The 24,364-nt window shown below is 73.6% G+C and carries 22 protein-coding genes; 8 read left to right on the top strand and 14 right to left on the bottom strand.

Annotation, left to right across the window (positions count from 1 at the left end):
* Positions 1–28: 28 nt before the first annotated feature.
* The 5 genes from rbsK to AB0O53_RS11670 form a co-directional block, all read right to left on the bottom strand.
* Positions 29–994 (bottom strand): ribokinase, encoded by a 966-nt coding sequence (gene rbsK, locus AB0O53_RS11690; RefSeq protein ID WP_350996251.1) that lies wholly within the window; start codon positions 992–994, stop codon positions 29–31.
* Entirely contained in the window at positions 991–2,484 is a 1,494-nt protein-coding gene (locus AB0O53_RS11685) for an ADP-ribosylglycohydrolase family protein (protein WP_365194849.1), read from the bottom strand. The genes rbsK and AB0O53_RS11685 overlap by 4 nt, the downstream gene beginning before the upstream one ends.
* Before the next feature lie 446 nt (positions 2,485–2,930).
* Positions 2,931–4,073 carry an ADP-ribosylglycohydrolase family protein gene (locus tag AB0O53_RS11680; RefSeq protein WP_350996248.1) on the bottom strand — a complete coding sequence of 381 codons (1,143 nt, stop codon included), beginning with the start codon at positions 4,071–4,073 and terminating at the stop codon, positions 2,931–2,933.
* A gap of 7 nt (positions 4,074–4,080) precedes the next feature.
* A complete protein-coding gene (locus AB0O53_RS11675) occupies positions 4,081–5,493 on the bottom strand; it encodes an ADP-ribosylglycohydrolase family protein (protein ID WP_365194781.1) in 1,413 nt (470 codons plus the stop codon).
* Positions 5,490–6,485, bottom strand: coding sequence for an ADP-ribosylglycohydrolase family protein (locus tag AB0O53_RS11670; RefSeq protein WP_350996242.1), 996 nt, complete (start codon positions 6,483–6,485; stop codon positions 5,490–5,492). Before AB0O53_RS11670 ends, AB0O53_RS11675 begins: the two co-directional genes overlap by 4 nt.
* Before the next feature lie 251 nt (positions 6,486–6,736).
* Between AB0O53_RS11670 and AB0O53_RS11665 the strand changes: the two genes are divergently transcribed.
* The 3 genes from AB0O53_RS11665 to AB0O53_RS11655 all read left to right on the top strand — a co-directional run bounded on the left by AB0O53_RS11665 (position 6,737) and on the right by AB0O53_RS11655 (position 13,899).
* A complete protein-coding gene (locus AB0O53_RS11665) occupies positions 6,737–7,468 on the top strand; it encodes a VIT1/CCC1 transporter family protein (protein WP_350996239.1) in 732 nt (243 codons plus the stop codon).
* 430 nt (positions 7,469–7,898) lie between these two features.
* A complete protein-coding gene (gltB, locus tag AB0O53_RS11660; RefSeq protein ID WP_365194846.1) occupies positions 7,899–12,446 on the top strand; it encodes a glutamate synthase large subunit in 4,548 nt (1,515 codons plus the stop codon).
* Complete coding sequence (locus AB0O53_RS11655; protein WP_350996237.1) at positions 12,439–13,899, top strand: glutamate synthase subunit beta; 1,461 nt, start codon at positions 12,439–12,441, stop codon at positions 13,897–13,899. The genes gltB and AB0O53_RS11655 overlap by 8 nt, the downstream gene beginning before the upstream one ends.
* Before the next feature lie 223 nt (positions 13,900–14,122).
* On the opposite strand, the gene AB0O53_RS11650 is transcribed toward AB0O53_RS11655, so the two are convergent.
* A complete protein-coding gene (locus AB0O53_RS11650) occupies positions 14,123–14,905 on the bottom strand; it encodes a GntR family transcriptional regulator (RefSeq protein WP_350996234.1) in 783 nt (260 codons plus the stop codon).
* On the bottom strand, positions 14,902–15,444 hold the full coding sequence (locus tag AB0O53_RS11645) for a GntR family transcriptional regulator (protein ID WP_350996231.1): 543 nt from the start codon (positions 15,442–15,444) through the stop codon (positions 14,902–14,904). Before AB0O53_RS11645 ends, AB0O53_RS11650 begins: the two co-directional genes overlap by 4 nt.
* 146 nt (positions 15,445–15,590) lie before the next feature.
* On the opposite strand from AB0O53_RS11645, the gene AB0O53_RS11640 reads away from it, so the two are divergent.
* Complete coding sequence (locus tag AB0O53_RS11640) at positions 15,591–15,980, top strand: ATP-binding protein (protein WP_350996228.1); 390 nt, start codon at positions 15,591–15,593, stop codon at positions 15,978–15,980.
* Positions 15,981–16,047: 67 nt separating this feature from the next.
* On the opposite strand, the gene AB0O53_RS11635 is transcribed toward AB0O53_RS11640, so the two are convergent.
* Positions 16,048–16,479: a hypothetical protein gene (locus tag AB0O53_RS11635; RefSeq protein WP_350996225.1), complete on the bottom strand. Its 432-nt coding sequence runs from the start codon at positions 16,477–16,479 to the stop codon at positions 16,048–16,050.
* 195 nt (positions 16,480–16,674) lie between these two features.
* Complete coding sequence (locus tag AB0O53_RS11630; RefSeq protein WP_365194775.1) at positions 16,675–17,208, bottom strand: NUDIX hydrolase; 534 nt, start codon at positions 17,206–17,208, stop codon at positions 16,675–16,677.
* 357 nt (positions 17,209–17,565) lie between these two features.
* Between AB0O53_RS11630 and AB0O53_RS11625 the strand changes: the two genes are divergently transcribed.
* Entirely contained in the window at positions 17,566–18,288 is a 723-nt protein-coding gene (locus AB0O53_RS11625) for a dienelactone hydrolase family protein (RefSeq protein ID WP_365194772.1), read from the top strand.
* A 63-nt stretch (positions 18,289–18,351) separates the two neighbouring features.
* Here AB0O53_RS11625 and AB0O53_RS11620 read toward each other — a convergent pair whose 3' ends face one another.
* Entirely contained in the window at positions 18,352–18,825 is a 474-nt protein-coding gene (locus AB0O53_RS11620; protein ID WP_365194770.1) for an HIT family protein, read from the bottom strand.
* A gap of 191 nt (positions 18,826–19,016) precedes the next feature.
* Here AB0O53_RS11620 and AB0O53_RS11615 point away from each other — a divergent pair, with 191 nt between their 5' ends.
* The gene (locus AB0O53_RS11615; RefSeq protein ID WP_365194768.1) at positions 19,017–20,399 is read left to right on the top strand and encodes a DUF1906 domain-containing protein; all 1,383 of its coding nucleotides are present in this window, start codon (positions 19,017–19,019) and stop codon (positions 20,397–20,399) included.
* On the opposite strand, the gene AB0O53_RS11610 is transcribed toward AB0O53_RS11615, so the two are convergent.
* The 3 genes from AB0O53_RS11610 to AB0O53_RS11600 are packed head-to-tail and all read right to left on the bottom strand — an operon-like array spanning position 20,396 to position 22,349.
* Positions 20,396–20,938 (bottom strand): pyridoxamine 5'-phosphate oxidase family protein, encoded by a 543-nt coding sequence (locus AB0O53_RS11610; protein WP_350996213.1) that lies wholly within the window; start codon positions 20,936–20,938, stop codon positions 20,396–20,398. The two genes, AB0O53_RS11615 and AB0O53_RS11610, sit on opposite strands and share 4 nt — an antisense overlap.
* A 35-nt stretch (positions 20,939–20,973) precedes the next feature.
* Positions 20,974–21,702: a VWA domain-containing protein gene (locus tag AB0O53_RS11605; protein WP_365194766.1), complete on the bottom strand. Its 729-nt coding sequence runs from the start codon at positions 21,700–21,702 to the stop codon at positions 20,974–20,976.
* Positions 21,703–21,737: 35 nt separating this feature from the next.
* Complete coding sequence (locus AB0O53_RS11600) at positions 21,738–22,349, bottom strand: PadR family transcriptional regulator (protein ID WP_365194763.1); 612 nt, start codon at positions 22,347–22,349, stop codon at positions 21,738–21,740.
* Between the two features lie 105 nt (positions 22,350–22,454).
* Between AB0O53_RS11600 and AB0O53_RS11595 the strand changes: the two genes are divergently transcribed.
* Together AB0O53_RS11595 and AB0O53_RS11590 are read left to right on the top strand one after the other, a co-directional pair.
* On the top strand, positions 22,455–23,189 hold the full coding sequence (locus AB0O53_RS11595) for a glucose 1-dehydrogenase (RefSeq protein ID WP_365194761.1): 735 nt from the start codon (positions 22,455–22,457) through the stop codon (positions 23,187–23,189).
* Positions 23,190–23,267: 78 nt separating this feature from the next.
* A complete protein-coding gene (locus AB0O53_RS11590) occupies positions 23,268–23,819 on the top strand; it encodes a hypothetical protein (protein WP_350996204.1) in 552 nt (183 codons plus the stop codon).
* Positions 23,820–23,892: 73 nt separating this feature from the next.
* Here AB0O53_RS11590 and AB0O53_RS11585 read toward each other — a convergent pair whose 3' ends face one another.
* Positions 23,893–24,360, bottom strand: a complete 468-nt coding sequence (locus AB0O53_RS11585; protein WP_365194758.1) for an LptM family lipoprotein — start codon at positions 24,358–24,360, stop codon at positions 23,893–23,895.
* Positions 24,361–24,364 lie beyond the last annotated feature (4 nt).

The following is a 24,364-nucleotide window of genomic DNA, read 5'->3' as shown; positions in this document are numbered from 1 at the left end:
GGCGCCCGCCGGTGCGTCTCCTCGGGGCTCACGAGGCGGCTCCGGTCCCGGTCCCGGCCTCGCCGGAGCCGCGGCCCGCCGGGCGGGGTTCCGCTTCCCAGGCGGCCAGCGCGAAGGCGTCGGTCTCGGAGCGGGTCGGCATCGAGTCCTGGGCCCCGTGCCGCTGCACCGACAGCGCGGCCGCGGCCGAGGCCCACCGCAGCGCCTCCGGCATCGGCCGGCCCTCGCCCAGTGCCACGGCCAGGGCGCCGACGAAGGTGTCCCCGGCCGCGGTGGTGTCCACGGCCCGGACCCGGGGCGCGGGCACGCTCAGCGGGTCCCGGCCCCGCACCGCGTGCAGGACGCCGGCCGCGCCGAGGGTGATGACCACCTCGGGCACGGTGGCGAGCAGTGCCTCGGCGGCCTGCCGGGGGTCGGTCAGCCCGGTCAGGGCCGCCGCCTCGTGCTCGTTGGGCACCAGGAGGTCGGTGGCGGCGAGGAGCTCGGCGGGCAGCGGCTGGACGGGGGCCGGGGTGAGCACCGTACGGACGCCGTGCGCGCGGGCGGCGCGGGCCCCGGCGAGCACGGCGGACAGGGGCAGCTCCAGCTGGAGGAGGAGGGCGCCGGCGGCGGCGATCCGGGCCTCGTCCCCCGCCTCCAGGGCGGTGACGCTGCCGTTCGCCCCCGGGACGACCACGATGCGGTTGCCGCCCTCGTCGTCCACGGTGATGTGGGCGGTGCCGCTCGTGCCCTCGACGGTGCGCAGGGCCGCCGTCTCGACACCGGCGGCGGTGAGCGCGGAGCGCAGCCGTACGCCGAACTCGTCGGCCCCGACCGCGCCGATCATCACCACCTTCCCGCCGGAGCGGGCGGCGGCGACGGCCTGGTTGGCGCCCTTGCCGCCGGGGACGGTCCGGAACGCGCGGCCGGTGACCGTCTCCCCGGGGAGGGGGGCCTTGGCGACGTAGGCGACGAGGTCCATGTTGGTGCTGCCGAGCACGGCGATGGCCGTCATGAGCGTGCTGCCTCCTGTGCGGTGAGGTGGGCGAGGGTGTCGAAGCCGATGCCGTCGAAGCCGGGGACGCTGGTGGCGAGACGGTTCTTGAGGGGGGCGGTCCAGCGGTGCGGGATCCGGTCCGGGGAGCCGGTGAGCAGCCCGGCGAGGGCGCCGGCGGTGGCTCCGTTGGAGTCGGTGTCCCAGCCGCCGGACACCGCACGGCAGACGGAGCGGGTGAAGTCTCCGTCGGCGTGGGTGAGGGCGGCGGCGATCAGGGCGGTGTTGGGGACGGCGTGGACCCAGTGGTAGTGCCCGTAGCGGGCGTGCAGCCGGTCGACGACGAGGTCGAAGTCGGCCTCGTCGGCGGCCGTACGGACCCCGAAGCGGATCGCCTCGGCGAGGCGGGAGCGGGGCGGTACGGCGGCCAGCCCGGCGCGCAGGGCGGTGTGGACGTCGGCGCGGCCGGTGGCGGCCTCGGCGGTGGCGGCGGCGACGAAGAGGGCGGCGTAGACGCCGTTGCCGGTGTGGGTCAGGGCGGCGTCCCGGTACGCCTGGGCCGCCGCGGCGGCCGGGTCGCCGGGGTTGGTCCAGCCGTGCACGTCGGCGCGGATGAGGGCGCCGATCCACTCGCGGAAGGGGTTGTGGTGGGTGGCGGTCGCGGGGGGCTCCAGACCGAGGAGGAGGTTGCGGTACGCGACGCGCTCGGCGGTGAAGGTGCGTCCGGCGGGCAGCTCGTCGAGCCACAGGCGGGCGACGTCGGCGGTGGTGAAGGACCGGCCGTGGCGTTGGAGCAGGAGGAGGCCGAGGAGGGGGTAGTTGAGGTCGTCGTCCTCGGGCATGCCGTCGATGTTCTCGGCGAGGGAGGTGGGGGCGGAGCGGCGGTTCCACGGGTGGGCCGCGAGGAGCTCCGGGGGCACGCCGCGGGCGGTGAACCAGTCGCCGAGCGGCCAGTTCCCGGTGGCGCGGGCCAGGGCCCGGATCCCCTCCAGCGGCAGCTTCTCTACGGGCTTCCCGAGCAGGCACCCGACGGCCCGCCCGACCCAGGCGGCTTCGAGCCGTCCGCGCAGTGCGTCGCCGGGCGGCGGGCCCCCGTCGCCCGGCCGGGCGTGCGCGTCCCGGCCGGAGGCCGCGTGTCCGGCCCCCGGGCCGGCAGCCCGCGCCGCCCCGTCCGGCCCGGCCCCGGGAACCGGGCCGGACGGCCCCGGGCCCGTACGGGCGGGGGCCCGGGAGTCGGCCGTCGGGCAGGCGGCGACGATGGCCGCCCAGGCGGTGGGCTCGTCCGCGGTCAAAGGGGAGGGCAGGCGGGCGAGTTCGTCCAGCAGGCGGGCCGCCAGTGCGCGCAGGTGCGGGGGCGCGGGGGTGGGCGAGGCTCCGGCGCGCCCGGGCGCCGGGTGGCCGCCCGCGGCCGCCCAGGCCCGCTGCGCGGGGCCGGGGTCGCGCCCGTCCTCGGCCGCCTGGCGCAACTCGTGCCCGAGGAGGTCCTCGGGCTGCGCCCAGGTCAGCCGCACGCGGTCCGCGGAGGGCGGCGGCGCGGTACCCGCCGCCCTCGCGGCGGCGCGGGGCGCGGACGCGGGTCCATCGGGGCGCTCGGGGGCGTGGGGCGCCGGATCCGGCGACGCGGATCCGGCGTCGCGCTGCGGGCCGTCGGTCTCCGGGCTCCGGGGCGAGGGCCGACCGGTGGGGTCCGGGTCGACCGTCGGCCCCGTGGCCGCGCAGTCACGGGCGGCCGCGCGGGTGCTGAAGGCGGAAGCCGGTCCGGCGTCGCGCTCCGGGTGGGCGTTGTCCGGGCCCCGGGCCGGGCCGGGGCGGTCGGGCGGGGCGGCGGCAAGGCCGGGGCCGGCCGGCGGTGGGGGTGCGGTGGGGGCGTCCGGGACCGTGGCCCGGTGCCGGACGGCGGGGGGCGCGGGGGGCGCCGCCGGTCCGTGGTGGAGGGGGTCGCAGGGGGGCGGGGGCATCAGGGGGCCGTGATCGCGGCGAAGGCCGATTCGTGGGCGCGGCGGCGGGCCCGGTCGCGGGCGTGGATCTCCCGGGCCACGGCGGCCAGCGCAACGGCCGGGGCCTGCAGGTCCAGGCGGCTGGCCTCGGCCACCTGCTTCGCCCAGACCGCCGGCACCACGGCCTCGCCGCCCAGGGTCCCGGCGATCGCGCCCGCCATGGTGGCGATGGAGTCGCAGTCCCGCCCGTAGTTGACCGCCCCGAGCACGGCCCCCTCGTACCGTCCGTCCGCGACGAGCAGCATCCCCAACGCGATCGGCAGCTCCTCGATCGCATGGAGGCGGGACGGGCGGCGGGCGTCGAGCGACGGGGCGCGGTAGTCCGGGCCGACCGAGTCGTAGGGGGCCACCGCCGCCCGCAGCGGAGCGAGCGCCGACTCGAAGTCCCTGTACCCGCCCGCCACTTCGGCCACGGCCGCGATCGCCGCCCGCGTGCCGTCCTTGGCCAGGGACAGGGCCGTCTCCACCACGGAGGCGGCCGTCGCCCCCGGCACGCATGCCGCCGCCACCGCCGCCGCGAACACGCCCGCGGCCTCCCGCCCGTACGAGGACTGGTGCGCGCCGGCGATGTCGAGGGCCTCGGCGTAGGCCCCGGCCGGATCGCCCGCGTTGGCGATGCCGACCGGAGCCATGTACATGGCCGCGCCGCAGTTGACGATGTTGCCGGTGCCGGCCTCGCGCGGGTCCGCGTGCGCGTAGTGCAGGCGGGTCACCATCCACTTCTCCGCGAGGAAGATCCGCTGCAACGGCAGTGCCTCCGCCTCCAGTTCGGGGATCCAGCGCGGAACGGACATCAGGTCGGGGACGAGGTGCTCGGCGACGGCGTACGCGTCGAGGTGGTCCCGTACCGTCTCGTAGACCCGTACCAGCGCGTGCGTCATCAGGGTGTCGTCCGTGACGTGTCCGTCGCCCTTGTGGTACGGGGCGATGGGGCGGGCGGTGCGCCAGTTCTCGTGCCACGGGCCGACGATGCCGTGCACGCGGCCGCCGTGCCGTTCGACGATCTGGTCCGGGGTCCAGCCCTCCACCGGGCCGCCGAGCGCGTCGCCGACGGCGGCGCCGACGAGGGCTCCGCGGGCCCGGTCCTCCAACGTGAGCGTCATGTCCGAATCATCCTTTGGGTGAGGTGAGTTCCGTGTGCGCGAGGAGCGCGGCGAGTTCCACGAGGTCGGTGCCGGCGAGGCGGGGGAGGGCGCAGCCGGAGAGGGTGCGGCAGGCCTCGCGCCAGGCGGCCGGGACGGAGTCGCCGCCGCCGATCGCGCCGGTGAGCGCGCCGGCGAGGGCGGGGGCGGAGTCCGCGACGCGGGAGAGGCAGGCGGCGGCCGGTACGGCCTCGGCCGTCCTGCCGCGGGCGGCGGTCGCGAGGGCCAGGGCCACGGGGACGGTTTCGGCGGCGGCGATGCCGTAGCTGTACACGTGGTCAACGATCTCGTGTTCCAGGGTCGGGACGATGGCGAACGCGCCGCCGTCGGCGTGGGCGCGGGCCAGTCCGACGGCGTGCCGGGCGTTGCGGCCGATCTCGGTGGCCCCGGGGAGCTGGGCGAGGGCGGCGTCGACGGCCGCGTCGACGTCCGCGGTGGTGAGGGCGGTGGCGACGGCGGCGGCCATGGCGCGGGCGCCGTGCACGCCGTCGCCGTCCTGGGTGTAGCGGGCGTCGAACTCGGCGAGGTCGGCGGCGGCCAGGGCGTCGCCGGGGTGGACGACGGCGAGCACGCAGGCGCGGACGCAGGCGGCGTCGTCGAAGTAGTGCGGGTTGTCGTGGCCGGTGGCCGGCGGGCGCAGACCGGTGGCGAGGTTGCCGAGGCCGGCGCGTACGGAGATGCGGGCGCGGAGGGGGAGTACGGCGGACTCCACCTCGGGTGCGCGTTCCGCGGCGGCGGCGACCTCGGAGGCGAGGGCGTTCCAGGCGAGGTCGATGGCGGCGCGCATGCGGCGGGAACGGGACAGGTCGCTGAGGAGGACGCCGGCGGCGGTGAGCACGGACTCGGCGACGAAGGCCGCCCATTCGGCGTCGTCGGACGGGCCGAGGCGCAGCGGCTCCGGGGGCTGGTTGAGGGCGATGGGGACGGGGAGGGTGGTGGTGGCGTTCTGCTCGGCGAAGGTGTCGAGCTCGCGGGTGAGGCGGCGGGTCCACTCGGGCATCCGGCTGGCGCGGTGGCGGGCCGCGGGCCAGCCGGCCGCGTCGCCCGCGGCGAGCCCGAGGAGGAGGCCCTCGATGGGGCGGCGGTCCGCCGTCGGCTGCCCGGGCGGGGCGTCCGCGGGGTGCGGCGGCGCCCCGGCCCGGATCACGGCCCGCAGCGGAGCCGCCGCCCCTGCCGGCACGGGCCGCAGCCGGGCCCCCGCCCCGGGCTCCGCCGGGTCCGCCGGGAGGTCCGTCGGGACGGGCAGCGTCCGGGCGTCCGCCGCCGGGGCGGTCGGTACGGGCCACCTCCGGGCCTCCGGCCCGGGGCTCGGCGCCGGGTCGGGTGCCGGCGGGGCCGAGCGGTCCGCCGGGGCGGGGTCGTTCAGAGGGGTCTGGGTCATCGGGCGGCCTCGTATTCGGGGGTGAGGAGGTCCGCGATGTCCAGGACGTGGTAGCCCCGCATCGACGGGAGACAGCTGCCGCGCACCGGGCCGATGGCCGAGCCCCAGGCGGCGGGGATCGCCGCGGCTCCCGACATCGCGCCGGCCAGGGCCCCCGCCACCGCGGCCGTGGTGTCCGCGTCGCGGCCCATGTTCACGGCGGTGAGCACGGAGGAGGAGAAGTCGCCCCGGCAGGCGGCGAAGGCGCCGAACGCCAGGCCCACCGCTTCCGGAGCCAGGTCCGTCCACGGGTAGCCGCCGATGACCACCGCCGAGCGGACCGCCCGTTCCCCGCGCGGGGCGGCGGTGACCGCGCGGCGCAGGGAGCGGGCCGTCCACGAGTCCGACGGGATGACGGAGAGAGCCGCGGAGATCACGGACGCCGCGCTGCCGCCCGCCATCGCGGCCGCCACGCCCGCCGCCACGGCCTGGCCGCCGTAGATGCCCTCGCCGTCGTGGCTGACCGTGCCGTCGATGGCGACCAGCCGCGCCGCCTCGGCGGGCCGTCCCGCCGCGAAGACGCCGAACGGCGCGGCCCGCATGGCCAGTCCGTCCGACCACGCGTGCCGGTGCTGGGCGGAGATGGGCGCGGCCAGGCCCCGGCGGAGGTTCTCCAGGGTGCCGCGTTCGGAGAACCCCGCGCCCCGGAAGGGGCCTTCGTCGAGGTCCGCGATCCAGTGGTGCCACGCCCGTTCGACGTGGCTGACGGTGAGCGCCGAGCCGTGGCGGGCCAGCAGCAGCCCCGAGAAGATCGCGTACTCGGTGTCGTCCGTGCCCGCCGGGTCGTCCGAGACGAAGCCCTCGATGCGGCCCCATCTCGCCCGGATCTGCGACGGCTTCATGTTCTCCGCGGGGGCGCCGAGCGCATCGCCCACCGCGAGCCCCAGGAGTGCGCCCCTCGCCCGTTCCAGGAGGACCTGCGGATTGCATGCAATCTGCTTCACCGGCTCCATTGGCGCGCCTCTCCCGCTCGGATGGGGCCCATCATGGGCCCTTGGGGGATTTGTGCCATGTCATGCGGTTTGTCGCGCGCCGCGAAACACCCCGCGAACACCCGCGTCACCCGGTCGCCGAGGCGCAAAACCGCAGGTAAGTACGGCCTTCCTTGCTGGCGGGCGGCAAAAATCGTGCGTAGTTTCGAGGTGTCCAGGGGGAGCCGGGCGCGTCATGGCGCCCATGAAGACAATTGGGGAGATAGCACCGCATGTCCATCATCGACATCGAAGCACCGCTGCACACCGCCCACCGCGACAACCACACCCACCGCGACGTGAACGGTGGATGGCTGCGGCCGGCCGTCTTCGGTGCGATGGACGGGCTCGTCTCCAACCTCGCGCTGATGACCGGCGTGGCCGGCGGGGCCGTCGCCCCGCAGACCGTCGTGATCACCGGCCTCGCCGGCCTCGCCGCCGGAGCCTTCTCGATGGCCGCCGGCGAGTACACCTCCGTGGCCTCGCAGCGCGAGCTGGTCCTCGCCGAGCTCGACATCGAGCGGCAGCAGCTGCGCAAGCACCCCGTCGACGAGATGGAGGAGCTCGCCGAGCTCTACGTCTCCCGCGGCGTCGAGCCGGCGCTCGCCCGCGAGGTCGCCATGCAGCTGTCCCGCGACCCCGAGCAGGCCCTGGAGATCCACGCCCGCGAGGAACTCGGCATCGACCCCGACGACCTTCCGTCGCCGCTGGTCGCGGCCGTCTCGTCCTTCGGCTCCTTCGCGCTGGGCGCGCTGCTCCCCGTACTGCCGTACCTGCTCGGCGCCACGGCCCTGTGGCCGGCGGTGCTGCTCGCGCTGGCCGGGCTCTTCGCCTGCGGCGCGGTCGTCGCCCGGGTCACCGCCCGGTCGTGGTGGTACAGCGGCCTGCGCCAGCTGCTGCTCGGCGGCGCGGCCGCCGGTGTGACGTACGTCCTGGGAACCTGGATCGGCGCAGCCATAGGCTGACCGCCCTCGGAGTGAGACACTATGCAGGACGCAACATAAGTAGTCCGTTACTCGGCGGTTTCGATCCCGTGTCCGCCGGGCATTACTCCAGGACTCCGGGCGGGCAACGATGCTCGCCCTGTATCGGGACCTCCGCCCCACGCGATACGCCGGGATGCGCGGGAACACGCCGGGAACACCCAGCGCCACCCCCGCGATCCGCCCGTGGAGCGCCGCGGAAGTCCCCTCTTTCTGCCTCGCGCAGTGTCCGCATGCTGGAATGGCATATCCGCTTCTCGGGATTGTCGTCATCATGTAATCTGCACGAAATTTCGCAGAGGGCCAACGTCGTCCCTCGGCAAGCACCTATGCCACGACGACGACGGGAGAGCCGATGCGTTCCGCATCCACGCACTCCGCGACCGGCTCCAGCACCACCGCCTGGTCGCCCATGGACGGTCGCCCCGCCCAGCAGGGCATGTACGACCCGCGCAACGAGAAGGACGCCTGCGGCGTCGGATTCGTGGCGAACCTCACCGGCGAGGCCACCCACACACTCGTTGAGCAGGCCCTGACCGTTCTGCGGAACCTCGAGCACCGTGGCGCCACCGGCTCCGAGCCGGACTCCGGCGACGGCGCGGGCATCCTGTCCCAGGTGCCGGACGCCTTCCTCCGCGAGGTCGCCGGATTCGAGCTCCCCGAGGCCGGCGCGTACGCCGTCGGCATCGCCTTCCTCCCCGCCGACGGCACCGCACAGGCCGTCGCCGCGGAGCAGATCGAGGCCATCGCCGCCGAGGAGAACCTCACGGTCCTCGGCTGGCGCGAGGTCCCGGTCACCCCCGACCTGCTCGGCAACGGCGCCCGCGCCACCATGCCCGCCTTCCGCCAGCTGTTCGTCAGCAACGGCAGCACGGGCATCGAGCTGGACCGCAAGGCGTTCGTGCTGCGCAAGCGCGCCGAGCGCGAGGCCGGCGTGTACTTCCCGTCGCTCTCCGCCCGCACCATCGTCTACAAGGGCATGCTGACCACCGGCCAGCTGGAGCCCTTCTTCCCGGACCTCTCCGACCGCCGCTTCGCCTCGGCGCTCGCCCTGGTCCACTCCCGGTTCTCGACGAACACCTTCCCGTCCTGGCCGCTCGCCCACCCGTACCGCTTCGTCGCGCACAACGGCGAGATCAACACGGTCAAGGGCAACCGGAACTGGATGAAGGCCCGCGAGTCCCAGCTGGCGTCGGACGCCTTCGGCGACGGCGTGCTCGACCGCATCTTCCCGATCTGCACCCCGGACGCCTCCGACTCGGCCTCCTTCGACGAGGTCCTGGAGCTGCTCCACCTCGGCGGCCGGTCGCTGCCGCACAGCGTGCTGATGATGATCCCGGAGGCGTGGGAGAACCACACCTCCATGGACCCGGCCCGCCGCGCGTTCTACCAGTACCACTCCACGATGATGGAGCCCTGGGACGGCCCCGCCTGCGTCACCTTCACCGACGGCACCCAGGTCGGCGCGGTCCTCGACCGCAACGGCCTGCGCCCCGGCCGCTACTGGGTCACCGACGACGGCCTCGTCGTCCTCGGCTCCGAGGTCGGCGTCCTCGACATCGACCCGGCCAAGGTCGTCCGCAAGGGCCGCCTGCAGCCCGGCCGCATGTTCCTCGTCGACACCGCCCAGAAGCGGATCGTCGAGGACGACGAGATCAAGAACGAGCTCGCCTCCGCCGCCCCCTACGCCGAATGGCTGGAGACCGGCGAGATCGAGCTGACGGACCTGCCCGAGCGCGAGCACATCGTGCACACGCACGCCTCCGTCACCCGCCGCCAGCAGACCTTCGGCTACACCGAGGAAGAGCTGCGCGTCATCCTCGCGCCGATGGCCCGTACCGCCGGCGAGCCGCTCGGCTCCATGGGCACCGACTCCCCGATCGCGGCCCTCTCCGAGCGCCCCCGGCTGCTCTTCGACTACTTCACCCAGCTGTTCGCGCAGGTCACCAACCCGCCGCTGGACGCCATCCGCGAGGAGCTCGTCACCTCGCTGCTCTCCTCGATCGGCCCGCAGTCCAACCTGCTGGAGCCGACCGCCGCGTCCTGCCGCAGCGTCACCCTGCCCTTCCCGGTGATCGACAACGACGAGCTGGCCAAGCTCATCCACATCAACGCCGACGGCGACATGCCCGGCATGAAGGCCGCCACGCTCTCCGGCCTCTACCGGGTCTCCGGCGGCGGCGAGGCCCTCGCCGCCCGCATCGAGGAGATCCGCGGCGAGGCCGACGCGGCCATCGCCAACGGCGCCCGCCTGATCGTCCTCTCGGACCGCCACTCGGACGCCGAGCACGCGCCGATCCCGTCGCTGCTGCTTACCGCCGCCGTGCACCACCACCTCATCGCCACCAAGCAGCGCACCCAGGTGGGCCTGCTGGTCGAGGCCGGCGACGTCCGCGAGGTGCACCACGTCGCCCTGCTCATCGGCTACGGCGCCGCCGCGGTCAACCCGTACCTCGCCATGGAGTCCGTCGAGGACCTGCTGCGCGCCGGTACCTTCCTGTCCGGCCTGGAGCCGGAGCAGGCCATCAAGAACCTGATCTACGCGCTCGGCAAGGGCGTCCTGAAGGTCATGTCCAAGATGGGCATCTCCACCGTCGCCTCCTACCGCGGCGCCCAGGTCTTCGAGGCCGTCGGCCTGAACGACGAGTTCGTCGAGACCTACTTCAACGGCACCGCCACCAAGATCGGCGGCGCCGGCCTGGACGTCATCGCCAAGGAGGTGGCCGCCCGCCACGCCAAGGCGTACCCGGCCTCCGGCGTCGCGGCCACGCACCGCGCCCTGGAGATCGGCGGCGAGTACCAGTGGCGCCGCGAGGGCGAGCCGCACCTGTTCGACCCGGAGACGGTCTTCCGCCTCCAGCACGCCACCCGCAACCGCCGGTACGACATCTTCCGGCAGTACACGGACCGCGTGAACGAGCAGTCCGAGCGCCTGATGACGCTCCGCGGCCTGTTCGGCTTCAAGACCGGCCAGCCGGGCCGCGCCCCGATCTCCATCGACGAGGTCGAGCCCGTCTCCGAGATCGTCAAGCGCTTCTCCACCGGCGCCATGTCGTACGGCTCCATCTCCAAGGAGGCGCACGAGACCCTCGCCATCGCCATGAACCAGCTGGGCGCCAAGTCCAACACCGGTGAGGGCGGCGAGGACCCCGAGCGCCTGTACGACCCGGCGCGCCGCTCCTCCATCAAGCAGGTCGCCTCCGGCCGCTTCGGTGTCACGAGCGAGTACCTGGTCAACGCGGACGACATCCAGATCAAGATGGCGCAGGGCGCCAAGCCCGGCGAGGGCGGCCAGCTGCCCGGCCACAAGGTCTACCCCTGGGTCGCCAAGACGCGTCACTCGACGCCCGGCGTCGGCCTGATCTCCCCGCCGCCGCACCACGACATCTACTCCATCGAGGACCTCGCCCAGCTCATCCACGACCTCAAGAACGCCAACCCGGTCGCCCGCATCCACGTGAAGCTGGTCTCCGAGGTCGGCGTCGGCACGGTCGCGGCGGGCGTCTCCAAGGCCCACGCGGACGTCGTCCTGATCTCCGGCCACGACGGCGGTACGGGCGCCTCCCCGCTCACCTCGCTCAAGCACGCGGGCGGCCCCTGGGAGCTCGGCCTCGCCGAGACCCAGCAGACCCTGCTGCTCAACGGCCTGCGCGACCGCATCGTCGTCCAGACCGACGGCCAGCTCAAGACCGGCCGCGACGTGGTCATCGCCGCGCTGCTCGGCGCCGAGGAGTTCGGTTTCGCGACCGCGCCGCTCGTCGTCTCCGGCTGCGTCATGATGCGCGTCTGCCACCTGGACACCTGCCCGGTCGGCATCGCCACCCAGAACCCGGTGCTGCGCGACCGCTTCTCCGGCAAGCCCGAGTTCGTCGTGAACTTCTTCGAGTTCATCGCGGAGGAGGTGCGCGAGATCCTCGCCGAGCTGGGCTTCCGCACGATCGAGGAGGCCGTCGGCCACGCCGAGCTGCTGGACACCACCAAGGCCGTCTCGCACTGGAAGGCGCAGGGTCTCGACCTGGAGCCGCTCTTCCACGTGCCCGAGCTGCCCGAGGGCGCGGTCCGCCACGCCCTCATCGAGCAGGACCACGGTCTGGAGAAGGCCCTCGACAACGAGCTGATCGAGCTCGCGTCCGACGCGCTGAACGCCGAGTCCGCCGAGGCGGCCCAGCCGGTCCGCGCCCAGGTCGCCATCCGGAACATCAACCGGACCGTCGGCACGATGCTCGGCCACCACGTCACCAAGAAGTTCGGCGGTGCGGGCCTGCCCGACAACACCATCGACCTGACCTTCACGGGCTCGGCCGGCCAGTCCTTCGGCGCCTTCGTCCCGAAGGGCGTCACGCTCCGCCTGGAGGGCGACGCCAACGACTACGTCGGCAAGGGCCTCTCCGGCGGCCGGATCGTGGTCCGCCCGGACCGCGGCGCCGACCACCTCGCCGAGTACTCCACCATCGCCGGCAATACCATCGGCTACGGGGCCACCGGCGGCGAGATGTTCCTGCGCGGCCGCACCGGCGAGCGCTTCTGCGTCCGCAACTCCGGCGCCCTGGTCGTCTCGGAGGGCGTGGGCGACCACGGCTGCGAGTACATGACCGGCGGCACGGCGGTCGTCCTGGGCGAGACGGGCCGCAACTTCGCGGCCGGCATGTCGGGCGGCGTCGCGTACGTCGTCGACCTCGACCCGCACAACGTCAACGTCGGCAACGCGGGCGCGGTCGAGGCCCTGTCCGACACCGACAAGCAGTGGCTGCACGATGTGGTGCGCCGCCACGAGGAGGAGACCGGCTCGACCGTGGCCGCGAAGCTCCTGGCTGACTGGTCCGTCGCGGTGGACCGCTTCAGCAAGATCATCCCGACCACGTACAAGGCAGTGCTCGCCGCCAAGGACGCCGCTGAGCTCGCCGGACTCTCGGAATCCGAGACCACGGAGAAGATGATGGAGGCGGCGACCCATGGCTGACCCGAAGGGCTTCCTCACCACCACCCGCGAGACCGCCTGCTCCCGTCCCGTCGCCGACCGGCTGAAGGACTGGAACGAGGTCTACGTCCCGGGCTCGCTGCTGCCGATCATCAGCAAGCAGGCCGGCCGCTGCATGGACTGCGGCATCCCGTTCTGCCACAACGGCTGCCCGCTCGGGAACCTGATCCCCGAGTGGAACGACTACGCCTACCGCGACGACTGGGCGGCGGCGTCGGAGCGGCTGCACGCGACGAACAACTTCCCGGAGTTCACGGGCCGCCTGTGCCCGGCCCCGTGCGAGTCGGCGTGCGTGCTCGGCATCAACCAGCCGGCCGTCACCATCAAGAACGTCGAGGTCTCGATCATCGACAAGGCGTGGGACAACGGGGACGTCACCCCGCAGGCCCCCGAGCGCCTGTCCGGCAAGACCGTCGCCGTGATCGGCTCGGGCCCGGCGGGCCTCGCCGCCGCCCAGCAGCTGACCCGGGCCGGCCACACCGTGGTCGTGTACGAGCGCGCGGACCGCATCGGCGGCCTGCTCCGCTACGGCATCCCCGAGTTCAAGATGGAGAAGGTGCACATCAACCGCCGCATCGAGCAGATGCGCGCGGAGGGCACCAAGTTCCGCACCGGCATCGAGGTCGGCCGCGACATCACCGCCACCGACCTGCGCAAGCGGTTCGACGCGGTGGTCGTCGCGGCGGGCGCCACCGTCTCCCGCGACCTGCCGGTCCCGGGCCGCGAGCTCAACGGCATCCACTTCGCGATGGAGTACCTGCCGCTCGCCAACAAGGTCCAGGAGGGCGACTTCCTGGCCCCGCCGATCACCGCCGAGGGCAAGCACGTCGTCGTCATCGGCGGCGGCGACACCGGCGCGGACTGCGTGGGCACCGCCCACCGCCAGGGCGCGGCCTCGGTCACGCAGCTGGAGATCATGCCGAAGCCGGGCGAGGACCGCAACGCCAACCAGCCGTGGCCGACGTTCCCGATGCTCTACAAGGTCACCTCGGCCCACGAGGAGGGCGGCGAGCGGGTCTACTCCGTCTCCACCACCCACTTCGAGGGCGACGAGGACGGCAACGTCCAAGCCCTGCACCTGGTGGAGGTGGCCTTCGAGGACGGCAAGCTCGTCCAGAAGCCCGGCACCGAGCGCGTCCTCCCCGCGCAGCTGGTCACCCTGGCCATGGGCTTCACGGGCACCGACCAGGCGAACGGCCTGGTCCAGCAGTTCGGCGTGGACCTGGACGCCCGCGGCAACATCGACCGCGACGCCTCCTACGCGACCAACGTCGACGGCGTCTTCGTCGCCGGCGACGCGGGCCGCGGCCAGTCGCTCATCGTCTGGGCCATCGCGGAGGGCCGCTCGGCCGCCCGCGGCGTGGACCGCTTCCTGACCGGCAGCAGCACCCTCCCGTACCCGGTCAAGCCGACGGACCGCTCGCTCACCGTGTAGTCCTCCTGGACGCCGTGCTCGCACCGCTCGGCCGCGGGCGGCCTCCCGGGCTTCGCCCGGCTGCGCCGGCCGTCGGTGCGGGCCCGGGCCCCGGGGCCCTGCAGCGCCCCCGCCTCGCGAAGGGCGGGACCCCTCATACGGTCCGTACAACGGCGTACGGAACACCCGACGCAGCGCCCGCCACGTCCCCGACCAGGGGTGGCGGGCGCTGTGGCGTGTTCGGTCACGTCTCGGGCGCGAACTCGTACTGAAGCTCGTAGAGATGGCCGGCCTTGACCAGGACGGTGACTTCGACCGGTCGGGCGTCGTCGCCGTACACCGTGCGGAGGGTGCGCAGGACCGGCAGTTCACCGGGGAGTCGCAGGGCCCCGTACTGCTCCTGCGTCGCCACGCGGGCGGAGACGCGGTCGACGCTGTGGCGCGGCGGGAAGCCGAGAGCGGCCAGCAAGGTCGGTGTACCGCCCCGGATCAGGCGCGGCTCGGCAAGTGCCGTGGCGTGCGCGATGTCCAGGGGGTAGTAGGAGGCGACCAGTTCGGCCGGTTCACCGTCGATGGTGATCAGCTGTCGGCGGCGGACGGCCGTCTCCCCGCTCGGCAGGCCGAGGGCTTCGGCCACGTCGCCGGTGACCGGCACTTCCTCGACGGACAGCAGGACACTGCGCACGGAGGAGCGACGGTTCGTGACGTTCGCGAGCCACGGGTACGCCTCCCCGGAGCCCGCCGGAGTGAGGGATTCGGCCGGGCGGACGGTCCGCTGCCGGTTCGCCCGTACCGTCACGGCGGCTCCAGCCCGTCCGACCGCCAGTCCCTCGTCCTTGAGCAGCTGCACGGCCTTCTGGATGGTGGCATTGGAGGCGTCGAAGCGCTCCTTGAGTCGAGCGGTCGAGGGGAGCTTGGCACCCGCCGCCGGCTCGCCGCTCAGGATCTCCTCACGGAGATCGGCGGCGATGCGGGCGTGCAGCGGTCGAGGGTCGTGTCCGTCGGCTTCGTGGCTGGGCAAGGTCATCCGATCGTGATCTCGTACCGAAGGCTCTGGCGGCCGGCGGGCATGATCATGATGTCCGCCTGGATGGCCCGGTCCGTTGAGTCGTAGGTGGTACGGGCGAGTTGCAGAACCGGCTCCGTCGGAGCGAGGTCGAGCTGTGCGCACTCATGGGCGTCGGGCATCCGTGCCGTCACGTCCTCGACGACGCGTACGCCGACGTGCCCCAGGGCTGCCAGCAGGGTGACGGCACCGCCGCGGATCTTCGCCGTGCCGGCGAGAGCGGTACCGGTGGCGATGTCCGGAGGGTAGTAGGTGTCCGTCAGCTCGTTCGGTTCGCCGTCGAGTTCAATGATCCTTCGGCGCGTCACCACTGTGCTTCCGGCGGACAGGCCGAGCATCCGGGCTACGGCGGCGGGAGAGGTCACCTCTCCCGCGTGCAGGACGCGCTGACCGCCCCGTCGGCCGGCGTCCGCGGCCTCCCCCGTCCAGGCGTCCGTCGCGCCGGGCGGGCGCGCCGTCAGATACGGCATCGACCTACTGGTCCACTTGCTGCCGCTCACAGTGCCTCCCATGCCTGAAGTCCGCTCCGTAGCTTCCACGTTATGCGACGGAGCCCGGCGCACCCACAGTCTCCAACCTTGCTGGCTTTCGCGAAAAGCGATACTTTCTGTGCTGCTGTGAAAGCGCAGAGTGAGGTGGTGGGTCCGTGTCCTCCTTCAGGGAACAGCGATTCCCGCGAGTTCGCGTTTCGGCGCGTGCGGTCCGGCAGTTCGTCGGCGACACGCTTGCCGGGTGGGGCGTGTCGGAACGGTGGGACGACATACGCCTGTGCGCCTCCGAGTTGGCGGCGAACGCCGTGCTGCACGGGACTCCGCCCGGACGTGAGTTCTTGGTGAGGCTGACGCGGGAGCGGGACGTGCTGTGGATCGAGGTGCGCGACAGCGGACCGGGCTGCCCGGTGCTACGGCAGCCCGGTTCCGAGGCGGAAGGAGGGCGTGGCCTCTGGCTGGTCGGCGTGCTCGCTGACGAGCTGGAAGTCCGCGAGGAGGTGGTGGGCAAGACGGTCAGGGCCGGGTTCAGGTGGGTGCCCGCCTGACAGGAGGGCGACGCAGCGCCCGCCACGTCCCCGACCAGGGGTGGCGGGCGCTGTGGCGCTTGTGGGGTTACTCGGGCTGGACGACCGTGGCGCCCCAGCGGGTGGAGGGGCCCGAGGCCGTCACCCAGGCCTGGAAGCCGCCCCCGAGGCCGGTGCCGAGGGGGACGGTGACGCGCGCCGGGTCGCTCTCGGGGCAGTCGACCGTGAAGGGCGCCGGGTCGCGGTCCGGGTGGTTCTCCAGGTGGAAGGCCACCTCTATGGTGCCGCCGCCCGCGCAGCCGAAGGTGATGAACGTGTCCAGCCGGGGCGAGAGGCCGCCCGAGACGAAGCCGCTGGAACCGGCCTGCTCGGGAATCCAGATCAGCCCGTCGGGTCCCGGGTAGCCGATGATCTCGTCGCCCGACGAGGCCTGGGCCGTACCGGCGGCGAGTGCCAGCGTGAGCGCGGCGGTCAGTGCGGTGACGGCGACGGCCCGGCCGCGCCCGTGTACCTGCTTCACGTGATCCCCCATGTGTCTCCGGTTCCGGACGAACGTTCCGGACGAACACCGTTCACGCTAACCAGCGGCACTGACAGCGACGTTCGCGAAAACCGTCGTCGCGCGAGCCACCCTGGGTTCAAGTGCGCCGTATCGCGAGGTGCCGGCCGCAGTCGCCTTCGAGGCACGCCTACGAGCGATGCTTCCCCCGCAGGGTCAGCGAACCCCTTCGTCCATCAGGACGTAGAGGAGGCCGACGAGGGAGCCGCTGCTGACGATCTCGCGGCGGTCGATCATGCCCCGGATGTTCGCCAGCGGGATCCACTCGATCCGGTCCGACTCGTTCTTCTCGGTCGGCGGGCCGTCGTACGTGGCGCCGTCGGCGCGGAACAGGTGGTGCTGGGAGTCGGTGATGCCGTTAGCCGGTTCTGCGTAGATCAGCGGCTTCATCGGGCCGGGACGCCAGCCGGTCTCTTCGAGGACTTCACGGGCGGCAGCCTCACCGGGTGTCTCGTCCGCTTCGACCAGGCCCATGGGCAGCTCCCAGGCCCACGCGTTCGTGATGAAGCGGTGGCGCCACATCATCAGGACTTCTTGGCGGTCGTTGATCACAGCGGCCACGGCCAGGTGGCGGAGCTTGACGACGTGGTGTTCCCAGCGGTGCCCGTCCGGCGTCTCGATGTCGGTGAGCCACAGGTTCACCCATGGGTTCTCATAGATCGGACGTTCCCCGTGGATCTTCCACTGCATCGCTGCGGCCCCTCTCGATCGGCCCCAAGCATCGCAGAGCAGGCTGAACGACGCCTAAGTGCAAGCAAATTCGCGTCATGGTGACGAATATGGTGTGGGATGCGCAGAGGGCTGGGGGCCCGGCGCCGTGAAACGTGCAGGTCAACCACCAGAGCAATGCCACCCGCAGTACTCTCTTGAAAACCGTTGCGCGGACCGGCGTGGCCGCTGGTACGTTTCCGTGGGCCGTGCGACAGCAGGAGGAGGTGGTACCCGTGAACGCAGTATCGACATGGGTGCTCCCCTGCGGGGTCACGGTCGGGCGGTAGGCAGGTCGTCCGGGAGCGCCGTCAACGCGCATTCCCGAAGGGCACGACCATGCACGTCACCTCCGAACGCCGCCTCGACGACGGCGTCCTCGCACGCGAATTCACCCTCGGCGAGATCCCCGGCACCCTGTGGACGCCCGAGTCCGCCGCGCCCGTCCCGCTGATCCTGATGGCCCACAACAACGGCCTGCCCAAGAGCGCGGACCGGCTGGTGGCCCGGGCCCGGCACTGTGCGGCGGCCGGCTACGCGGTGGCGAGCATCGACGCTGCCGGGTGCGGCGACCGGCCCCGGTCCGCCGCCGACGAGCAGGTGCGGGCCGAGCTCCGCCGCGCGATGCAGGCCGGCGAGCCGGTCGACGGGATCTTCGAGTCCCTGATCGGCCCGCTGGTCGAGAACGCGGTCCCGGAATGGCGGACCACCCTGGACGCCCTCCTCGAACTGCCCGGGATCGGCGGCCCGGTCGGGTACTCGGGGTGGACCGCCCTCGGCATCCGCCTCGCCGTGGCCGAGCCGCGCATCGCCGCCGCCGGCCTCTTCGCCGGGGGCTACGTGCCCCGCGCCCAGCGCGAGGAGGCCCGGCAGGTCACCGTGCCGCTGCTGTTCCTGCTGCAGTGGGACGACGAGGGGAACCCCCGGCAGCGGGCCCTGGACCTGTTCGACGCCTTCGGCGCCGAGGAGAAGACGCTCCACGCCAACCTGGGCGGACACACGGGCACCCCGTGGTTCGAGGTGGAGGACGGGAACCGGTTCTTCGACCGCCACCTGAAGTAGACGGTCCGAACCGTCGGCCCCTGCCGAACTACCGGCGGGGGCCGACGTGGATTCGGTGATCGGTCACTCGGCGTTCGGGTCGCCGCGGAGCTCGGACCGCAGAGCGAGGGCCGTCCGGTCCGCCTGCTCAGCCGTCACCCGTTCCCGCTCCGGTCGCCGGAGCAGCTCGAAGACGCCCGGTCCGCGATGCTCCGGGGGCAGATCGGCCATGCGCGGCACGATGTGGAAGTGGACGTGCGAGAAGCCCTCGGCTTCGGCGAACTGCACGACGTAGGTCTTGGCGCAACCCGTCACGTTCTGCAGGGCCCGGGAGAGCCGGACCTGCCACACCCCCAGGGTTGACGCCTCGGCATCGGTGAGGTCGTGAACGGCGGTGACGTGGCGTCGCGGCAGGAGCACCAGCCAGCCGGGCAACGCGGTGTTGAAGTCGTGAGCCACTCGCCAATGCCGGTCCTGCACCACGCACTCCCGTGGCGGGAGGCCCTTCGACTCGGCTTCGGACTCCTTGCCGCACGCGTAGCAATCGGGCGTCGTCATGGACCGAGATCCTAAGAGCCCGTTCCCGTGCTGCCCACCGCCACCTTCCGGCCCTACTCGCCCGGGCCCGTCTCACTCGTGCAGGTGACCCGCCCCGACGGGCCGGGCTGGGACCCGATGGGCCGGACGGTCCAACTGCGCGCGATCGGAGCACCGTTCACGAGGTCCGGCGTCTGGTACCCCTCTGGACCATGGCCCCCATCCGAACGCTGCTGAGCGGGCTCCTCGGCGCCGCCGCCCTGCTCATTCCCGGCGCGACCGCCACGCCCGCCGCCGCCGAGGCGCAGACCGTCGACTACCACGGGCTGCGCCTCGCCCTCCCCGCCGACTGGCGGGTCGTCGACCTCGACCGGAACCCCGACGCCTGCCTCCGCCTCGACCTGCCCACCCTGTACCTCGGCCACGCCGGCACGCAGGGCGAATGCACCGGCCGGGCCGTCGCCGCCCGCGCCGACACCCTGCACCTCGAACCCCTCGACGGGGCCCCCGAGCGCGCCGACATCCCCACCGTCACCGTGGAATCCGCCCGCTCGCTGCCCGGAGCCCCCCACCGGTCCGCGAGCAACGAGCTGCGCTACGCCCTGCTCCGGCCCGGGGTCATGGCCACCGTCTCCTACGGGGCCGCACCCGACGCCGTACGCAGGGTCCTCGGCCGGTCCCGCGCCGTGCCGGCCGACGCCGCCCCGCCGGCTCCCGGTCCCGCCGCCCCGCCGGCCCCCGGCCCCGCCGCCCCCTCGGCTCCCCGCCCCGCCGCCCCGCCGGCCCCCGGTCCCGTCGCCACGCCCGCCGCGAACGCCGGCGGCGCGAAGCCCCGCACGGTCCAGGAGGCCTTCAGGGGCGAGGGCTTCGACACCTGCACCGCCCCCACCCAGAAGGCCATGGACACCTGGCGCACCGCCTCGCCCTTCGGCGCGATCGGCGTCTACATCGGCGGCCCCGCACGGGCCTGCGCCCAGCCGCGCCTCACCGCCGACTGGATCCGGCGGCAGGCCGCGGCCGGCTGGCACCTGATGCCGATCTGGGTGGGCCCGCAGCCCTGGCACAACGCCGCCACCGGGATGTCCGCCGACCCCTCCGAGGCGAACGCGCAGGGCCGGACGGCCGCCGAGGGCGCCGTGGCGGCGGCCCGCTCGCTGGGCCTGCCCCCCGGCACGCTCCTCTACAACGACGTGGAGAACCACCAGGACCGCGCCACCTGGGACGCCCCGGTCGTCTCCTACCTGACCGCCTGGACGGTCCGGCTGCACGAGCTCGGCTACCGCTCCGCCGCCTACGTCTCGGCGAGCGCCGGCGCCAAGACGCTGAGCGCCCACCACCACCAGGCCCCCGAGGCCATGCCGGACGTGCTGTGGGTGGCCCGCTGGAACCTCTCGGCCTCCGTCGGCGACGCGGACATGGGCCTGCCCGCGCGCACGACCCAGTGGGCCGGCCCGCGCCGCGCCCACCAGTTCCGCGGCGACCACGCCGCCGGCTACGGCGGGGTCACCCTCACCATCGACCGCAGCTGGGTGGACGTCGACCCGTCCGCCCTCGGCCCGGCGGGTACCGCCCCGGTCGCCGGGAAACCCCGCTAGCGGGCCAGGCCCCCGCCGCCCGGCTCGTCCTGCGGCGCCGGGTCCTCGCGCGGCGGTTCGTCGTCGTTGCCCCGGCGCCAGGTGCGCAGGCCGTGCTCCGGGACCCAGGTCCGCACCACCAGGTCGTCGCCCTCGATGCCGATGTGGACGACCTCCGTGAGGTCGGCGTAGAAGAGGTGGAAGGGGTGCGGGGTCTCCGTCTCCTCCGCGTACCGGTGGAGTTCGGGCGGGTCCAGGAGCTCCACCGCGCGCCCGGAGATCCGTACGTCCCCGTCCGGCATGGTCTCGCCCTCGCCCGGATTGGTGTGCAGCGCGAACCGCGGGTCGCGCTCCAGGTCCCGGGCCTTCATCGAGCCCGCCATCATCCCCAGCCACAGCTCGCCGCCCCGGATGTCGACGTTCAGGCCGGTCACCCGGGGGGAGCCGTCCTTGCGCAGGGTCGCCAGGACGTGGTGCGGGTACTGCGCGAAGCGGGCCTCGACGGCCGCCGCGAAGTCCGGTTCCGCCTTCTCGAACACTGCCCAACTGGTATGCGTCATACGTCCATCAAAGCGCGGCCACCGGCGCGCCCCGGTCAGGCGCGCACGATGCCCGCACCGCGCGCCGCCGCCAGCCAGGCCGGGAACTCCCCGACGAGGCGGTCGTAGAGTTCGCCGTCCGGTACGGTCCGCGGGTCGAGGCCCGCGTGGAAGTAGCCCGCGTTGTCCACGGGCCGCTTCTCGGGCACGGGCAGCTCGTCCAGCCGGCGCAGGAAGTCGAACTGCGTGCTGCGGGTGTTGCCGAAGCCGACGAACTGCCAGAACAGCGGCAGCCGGGCCGCCTTGCACACGTACTTCTCGGCCAACGGCTTGTTGATCGGCCCGCCGTCGGTCTGGAAGACGACGAGGGCGGGGGCCGTCGCACCGGAGTCGAGGTAGTGGTCGATGACCGCGTCCATCGCCGCGTGGTAGGCCGTCTTGCCCATGTGGCCCAGGCGGGAGGCGATCTCGGTGACCCGGCCCTCGTGCCCGGGCAGGGAGATCTCCTCGACTGCGTCGACCTCCGTGGAGAAGAAGACCACCGGCACGCGGGCGTCGTCGTCCAGGTGGGCGGACAGCCCCAGCACCCGGTCGGCGAGGGCCTGCACGCTGCCGTCCTGGTAGTACGGCCGCATCGACCCGGAGTAGTCCAGGACCAGGTAGACGGCGGCGCGCCCGCCCTCCAGGCCGTGCTTGCGCAGGGATATGCCGGCCGTCTTGTAGAGGTTCACGAGGGCCGGAGCCGACTCCTCGACCTTGCGGAGGCTGATGGCGCTGCTCGTCATGGGCCGAGGGTACGGGGAAGGGCCGCCGCCGCGGGCTACGACGACGGATCGGCCGACCGGCCCCGGTCGGGCCCGCCGGCCCCGCCGAGCCCGGCGATGTCGTCCAGCGCGGCGGCCGCCAGGTCCCGCTCCGAGGCGTAGTAGCGCTCGGCCCACTTGAGGGTGAGGGCGGGGTAGGCCCAGGCCGGGTCGGCCTGCGCCGCTTCCGCGTCCGCCGCCGCGCGGCGGCGCATGTCCTCAGCGAACTCCTGCTGCTGGAGCAGGAGTTCGCGCATCTGCTCCGGCTCCAGCAGGTGTCCCAGCCACAGTCGCAGCATCGGCCCGTGCTTGAGGACGGGCGGGTCGACCGGGGCCGTCCGGGCCCAGTCCCGAACGGCCGCCATGCCCTCGTCGGTGATCCGGTAGACCCGCTTGTCGCGCGTCCCGGTGTCGTGGCCGATCCGGCGCGAGGTCGCGTAGCCCGCCTTCTCCAGGCGCTTGAGCTCGCTGTAGATCTGGCTGAAGGACGGGCTCCAGTAGAAGAACCGCAAGGAGAGGTCCGACCACTTCTTCAGGTCGTAGCCGGAGAGCTCCTCCCCGAAGGAGAGCAGTCCGAGCACCGCCCAGCCGGTCGCGGGGAGCGCGCGCGTGTTCGTCTCGTCGGCCACGCAGGGCAGTCTACGACCGGCTCCCGTGGCGCCCCCGGCGCCCTTCCGCCCGACGGACCCGCCTGCTAGAAGTATGCCTAATCGTCATATGGGGAGGGGATGGAAGTGGCGCGCACCGGGCTGGACGGGAAGGTCGTCGTCATCACCGGCGCCGGGCGCGGCCAGGGAGCCGCCGGGGCGCGGCTCTTCGCCGGGGCCGGCGCGCGGGTCGTGGTCACCGACGTACGGGAGGACGAGGGCCGGGCCGTCGCCGCCGAACTGGGCGACCGGGGGCTCTACGTACGCCACGACGTCGCGGACCCGGCGAGCTGGGCGGCGGTGATCACCGAGGCGGTCCGCGCCTTCGGCACCGTGTCGGCCCTGGTCAACAATGCCGCCCTGTGGCGCACGGCCCACGTGGAGAAGCAGCGGCTCGACGACTTCGAGGCCCTCCTGCGGGTCAACCTGCTGGGACCGTTCCTCGGCATCCAGGCGGTGGCCCCGGTGCTGCGGGCGGGCGGGGGCGGCTCGATCGTCAACGTCTCCTCCACCGCCGGGCTGGTCGGGATACCGGGCCACGCGGCCTACGGCTCCACCAAGTTCGCCCTGCGCGGGCTGACCCGGTCGGCGGCGCTCGACCTGGCCGGTGACCGCATCCGCGTGAACTCGGTGCACCCGGGGGCCATCGACACCCCGATGGTGGCCGGGGCCGTGGAGGGGCGGGACTGGTCGCACCTGCCGCTGGGGCGGATCGGGCGGCCGGAGGAGGTCGCCGAGCTCGTCCTCTTCCTCTGCTCGGACGCGTCCTCGTACGTGACGGGCGCCGAGTTCACGGTCGACGGCGGGATGACCACCGCCTGACGCCTGCCCGATCACGGCCCCGCGACCGCCTGGCGGACGGGGTGCCCCCGCTCCGCCGGGCCCGGGCATGATGTGTCCATGGCTGATCTGACACGGAGGCTGACGGGAGCGGTCCTGCGCAACTGCCTCCTCCTGGCGGTGGAGTTCGGCGCGATCTGGATGCTGCGCGGGCCGGAGGGCCTCTGGGTTCCGGTCCTGCTGGCCGTCTTCGTCGCCGGCGCGGCCGTACCGCACGGCACGGACGCCGAGTTCGTGGCCCGTACCGCCGTGGCGCTCACCGCCGTCGGGATCGCCGTGCTCGGCGGGATCACCTGGGACCGGCACGTCCTGCACGACCGGGGCCGGGAGGAGGTGGCGGTGGTCGCCGGGCGGACGATGGTGGAGGACGGCGGCGGCCTGTCACCCTCGCTGCGCCTGCGCACCGAGGCCGGCCGCGAGCTGCCCGGCCCGCTGACGATGGACCTCGCGGTCGGGGCGCGGCTGACGGTGACGGTGGATCCCGACGGGCCGGCCTGGGCCCCGGGCGGCCGCCCCGAACGGCCGTTGTGGCAGGCGGCCGGCACCGGCGCCCTCCTGCTGCTCCAGACCGCCGTCCTGGTCCGGATCTCCCTGCGCCGTTCTCCCGCCTGACGGCAGGACGGCAGGGCGGCAGGGCGGCGCGTGGCGCGCGGCACCGCGGCAGGGTGGCGCAGGGGTCCGCCGGCTACTGCTTGATCGTGTAGGAGCAGCCCTTCACGTTCGTCACGCCGTCGCTCTGCGCGACGACCTTGCCGTCCACCTTGATGGTGCAGGGGGCCTGCTGGAGCTTGCCGTCGGCGCCCGTGACCGTGCCGGGGACGACGCTGACCAGGTAGCCCACCTTCTGCTCCGCGGCGGTCAGTTCGGCCGTGCCCGACTTCGACCACGGCAGGTCCTGCTGCTCGAAGCCGCTGCCGAGGCCGTTGTACATGACGGCCGTCCTGCCCGTACCGCCGACCTCCAGGGTCACGTCGTGCTTCGCGCCGCCGCCGGCGGCCGGGGCCGGCGCGGGCTTCTGGCCCTGGTCCTGCGAGGCCGCGGGCTGCGGCTGCTGCTTCCCGCCCTCCGGGGCGGGCTTCGGCTCCGCACTCCCGCAGCCGGTGAGCAGCAGCGCCGCCGCGCACAGCGTCATGGCGGAGATGGTCCTGCGCATGTCC

Source organism: Streptomyces erythrochromogenes (assembly GCF_040684695.1).
GTDB lineage: Bacteria > Actinomycetota > Actinomycetes > Streptomycetales > Streptomycetaceae > Streptomyces > Streptomyces erythrochromogenes_C.
This window is presented reverse-complemented; position numbering and strand designations above follow the sequence as displayed.

Excerpts from the sequence above, each read along its gene's own strand:
- rbsK (WP_350996251.1), bottom strand. The coding sequence starts at position 994 with ATGACGGCCATCGCCGTGCTCGGCAGCACCAACATGGACCTCGTCGCC.
- AB0O53_RS11680 (WP_350996248.1), bottom strand. The coding sequence starts at position 4,073 with ATGACGCTCACGTTGGAGGACCGGGCCCGCGGAGCCCTCGTCGGCGCC.
- AB0O53_RS11675 (WP_365194781.1), bottom strand. The coding sequence starts at position 5,493 with ATGACCCAGACCCCTCTGAACGACCCCGCCCCGGCGGACCGCTCGGCC.
- AB0O53_RS11670 (WP_350996242.1), bottom strand. The coding sequence starts at position 6,485 with ATGGAGCCGGTGAAGCAGATTGCATGCAATCCGCAGGTCCTCCTGGAA.
- AB0O53_RS11665 (WP_350996239.1), top strand. The coding sequence starts at position 6,737 with ATGTCCATCATCGACATCGAAGCACCGCTGCACACCGCCCACCGCGAC.
- gltB (WP_365194846.1), top strand. The coding sequence starts at position 7,899 with ATGGACGGTCGCCCCGCCCAGCAGGGCATGTACGACCCGCGCAACGAG.
- AB0O53_RS11655 (WP_350996237.1), top strand. The coding sequence starts at position 12,439 with ATGGCTGACCCGAAGGGCTTCCTCACCACCACCCGCGAGACCGCCTGC.
- AB0O53_RS11650 (WP_350996234.1), bottom strand. The coding sequence starts at position 14,905 with ATGACCTTGCCCAGCCACGAAGCCGACGGACACGACCCTCGACCGCTG.
- AB0O53_RS11630 (WP_365194775.1), bottom strand. The coding sequence starts at position 17,208 with ATGCAGTGGAAGATCCACGGGGAACGTCCGATCTATGAGAACCCATGG.
- AB0O53_RS11625 (WP_365194772.1), top strand. The coding sequence starts at position 17,566 with ATGCACGTCACCTCCGAACGCCGCCTCGACGACGGCGTCCTCGCACGC.
- AB0O53_RS11620 (WP_365194770.1), bottom strand. The coding sequence starts at position 18,825 with ATGACGACGCCCGATTGCTACGCGTGCGGCAAGGAGTCCGAAGCCGAG.
- AB0O53_RS11615 (WP_365194768.1), top strand. The coding sequence starts at position 19,017 with ATGGCCCCCATCCGAACGCTGCTGAGCGGGCTCCTCGGCGCCGCCGCC.
- AB0O53_RS11610 (WP_350996213.1), bottom strand. The coding sequence starts at position 20,938 with ATGACGCATACCAGTTGGGCAGTGTTCGAGAAGGCGGAACCGGACTTC.
- AB0O53_RS11605 (WP_365194766.1), bottom strand. The coding sequence starts at position 21,702 with ATGACGAGCAGCGCCATCAGCCTCCGCAAGGTCGAGGAGTCGGCTCCG.
- AB0O53_RS11590 (WP_350996204.1), top strand. The coding sequence starts at position 23,268 with ATGGCTGATCTGACACGGAGGCTGACGGGAGCGGTCCTGCGCAACTGC.
- AB0O53_RS11585 (WP_365194758.1), bottom strand. The coding sequence starts at position 24,360 with ATGCGCAGGACCATCTCCGCCATGACGCTGTGCGCGGCGGCGCTGCTG.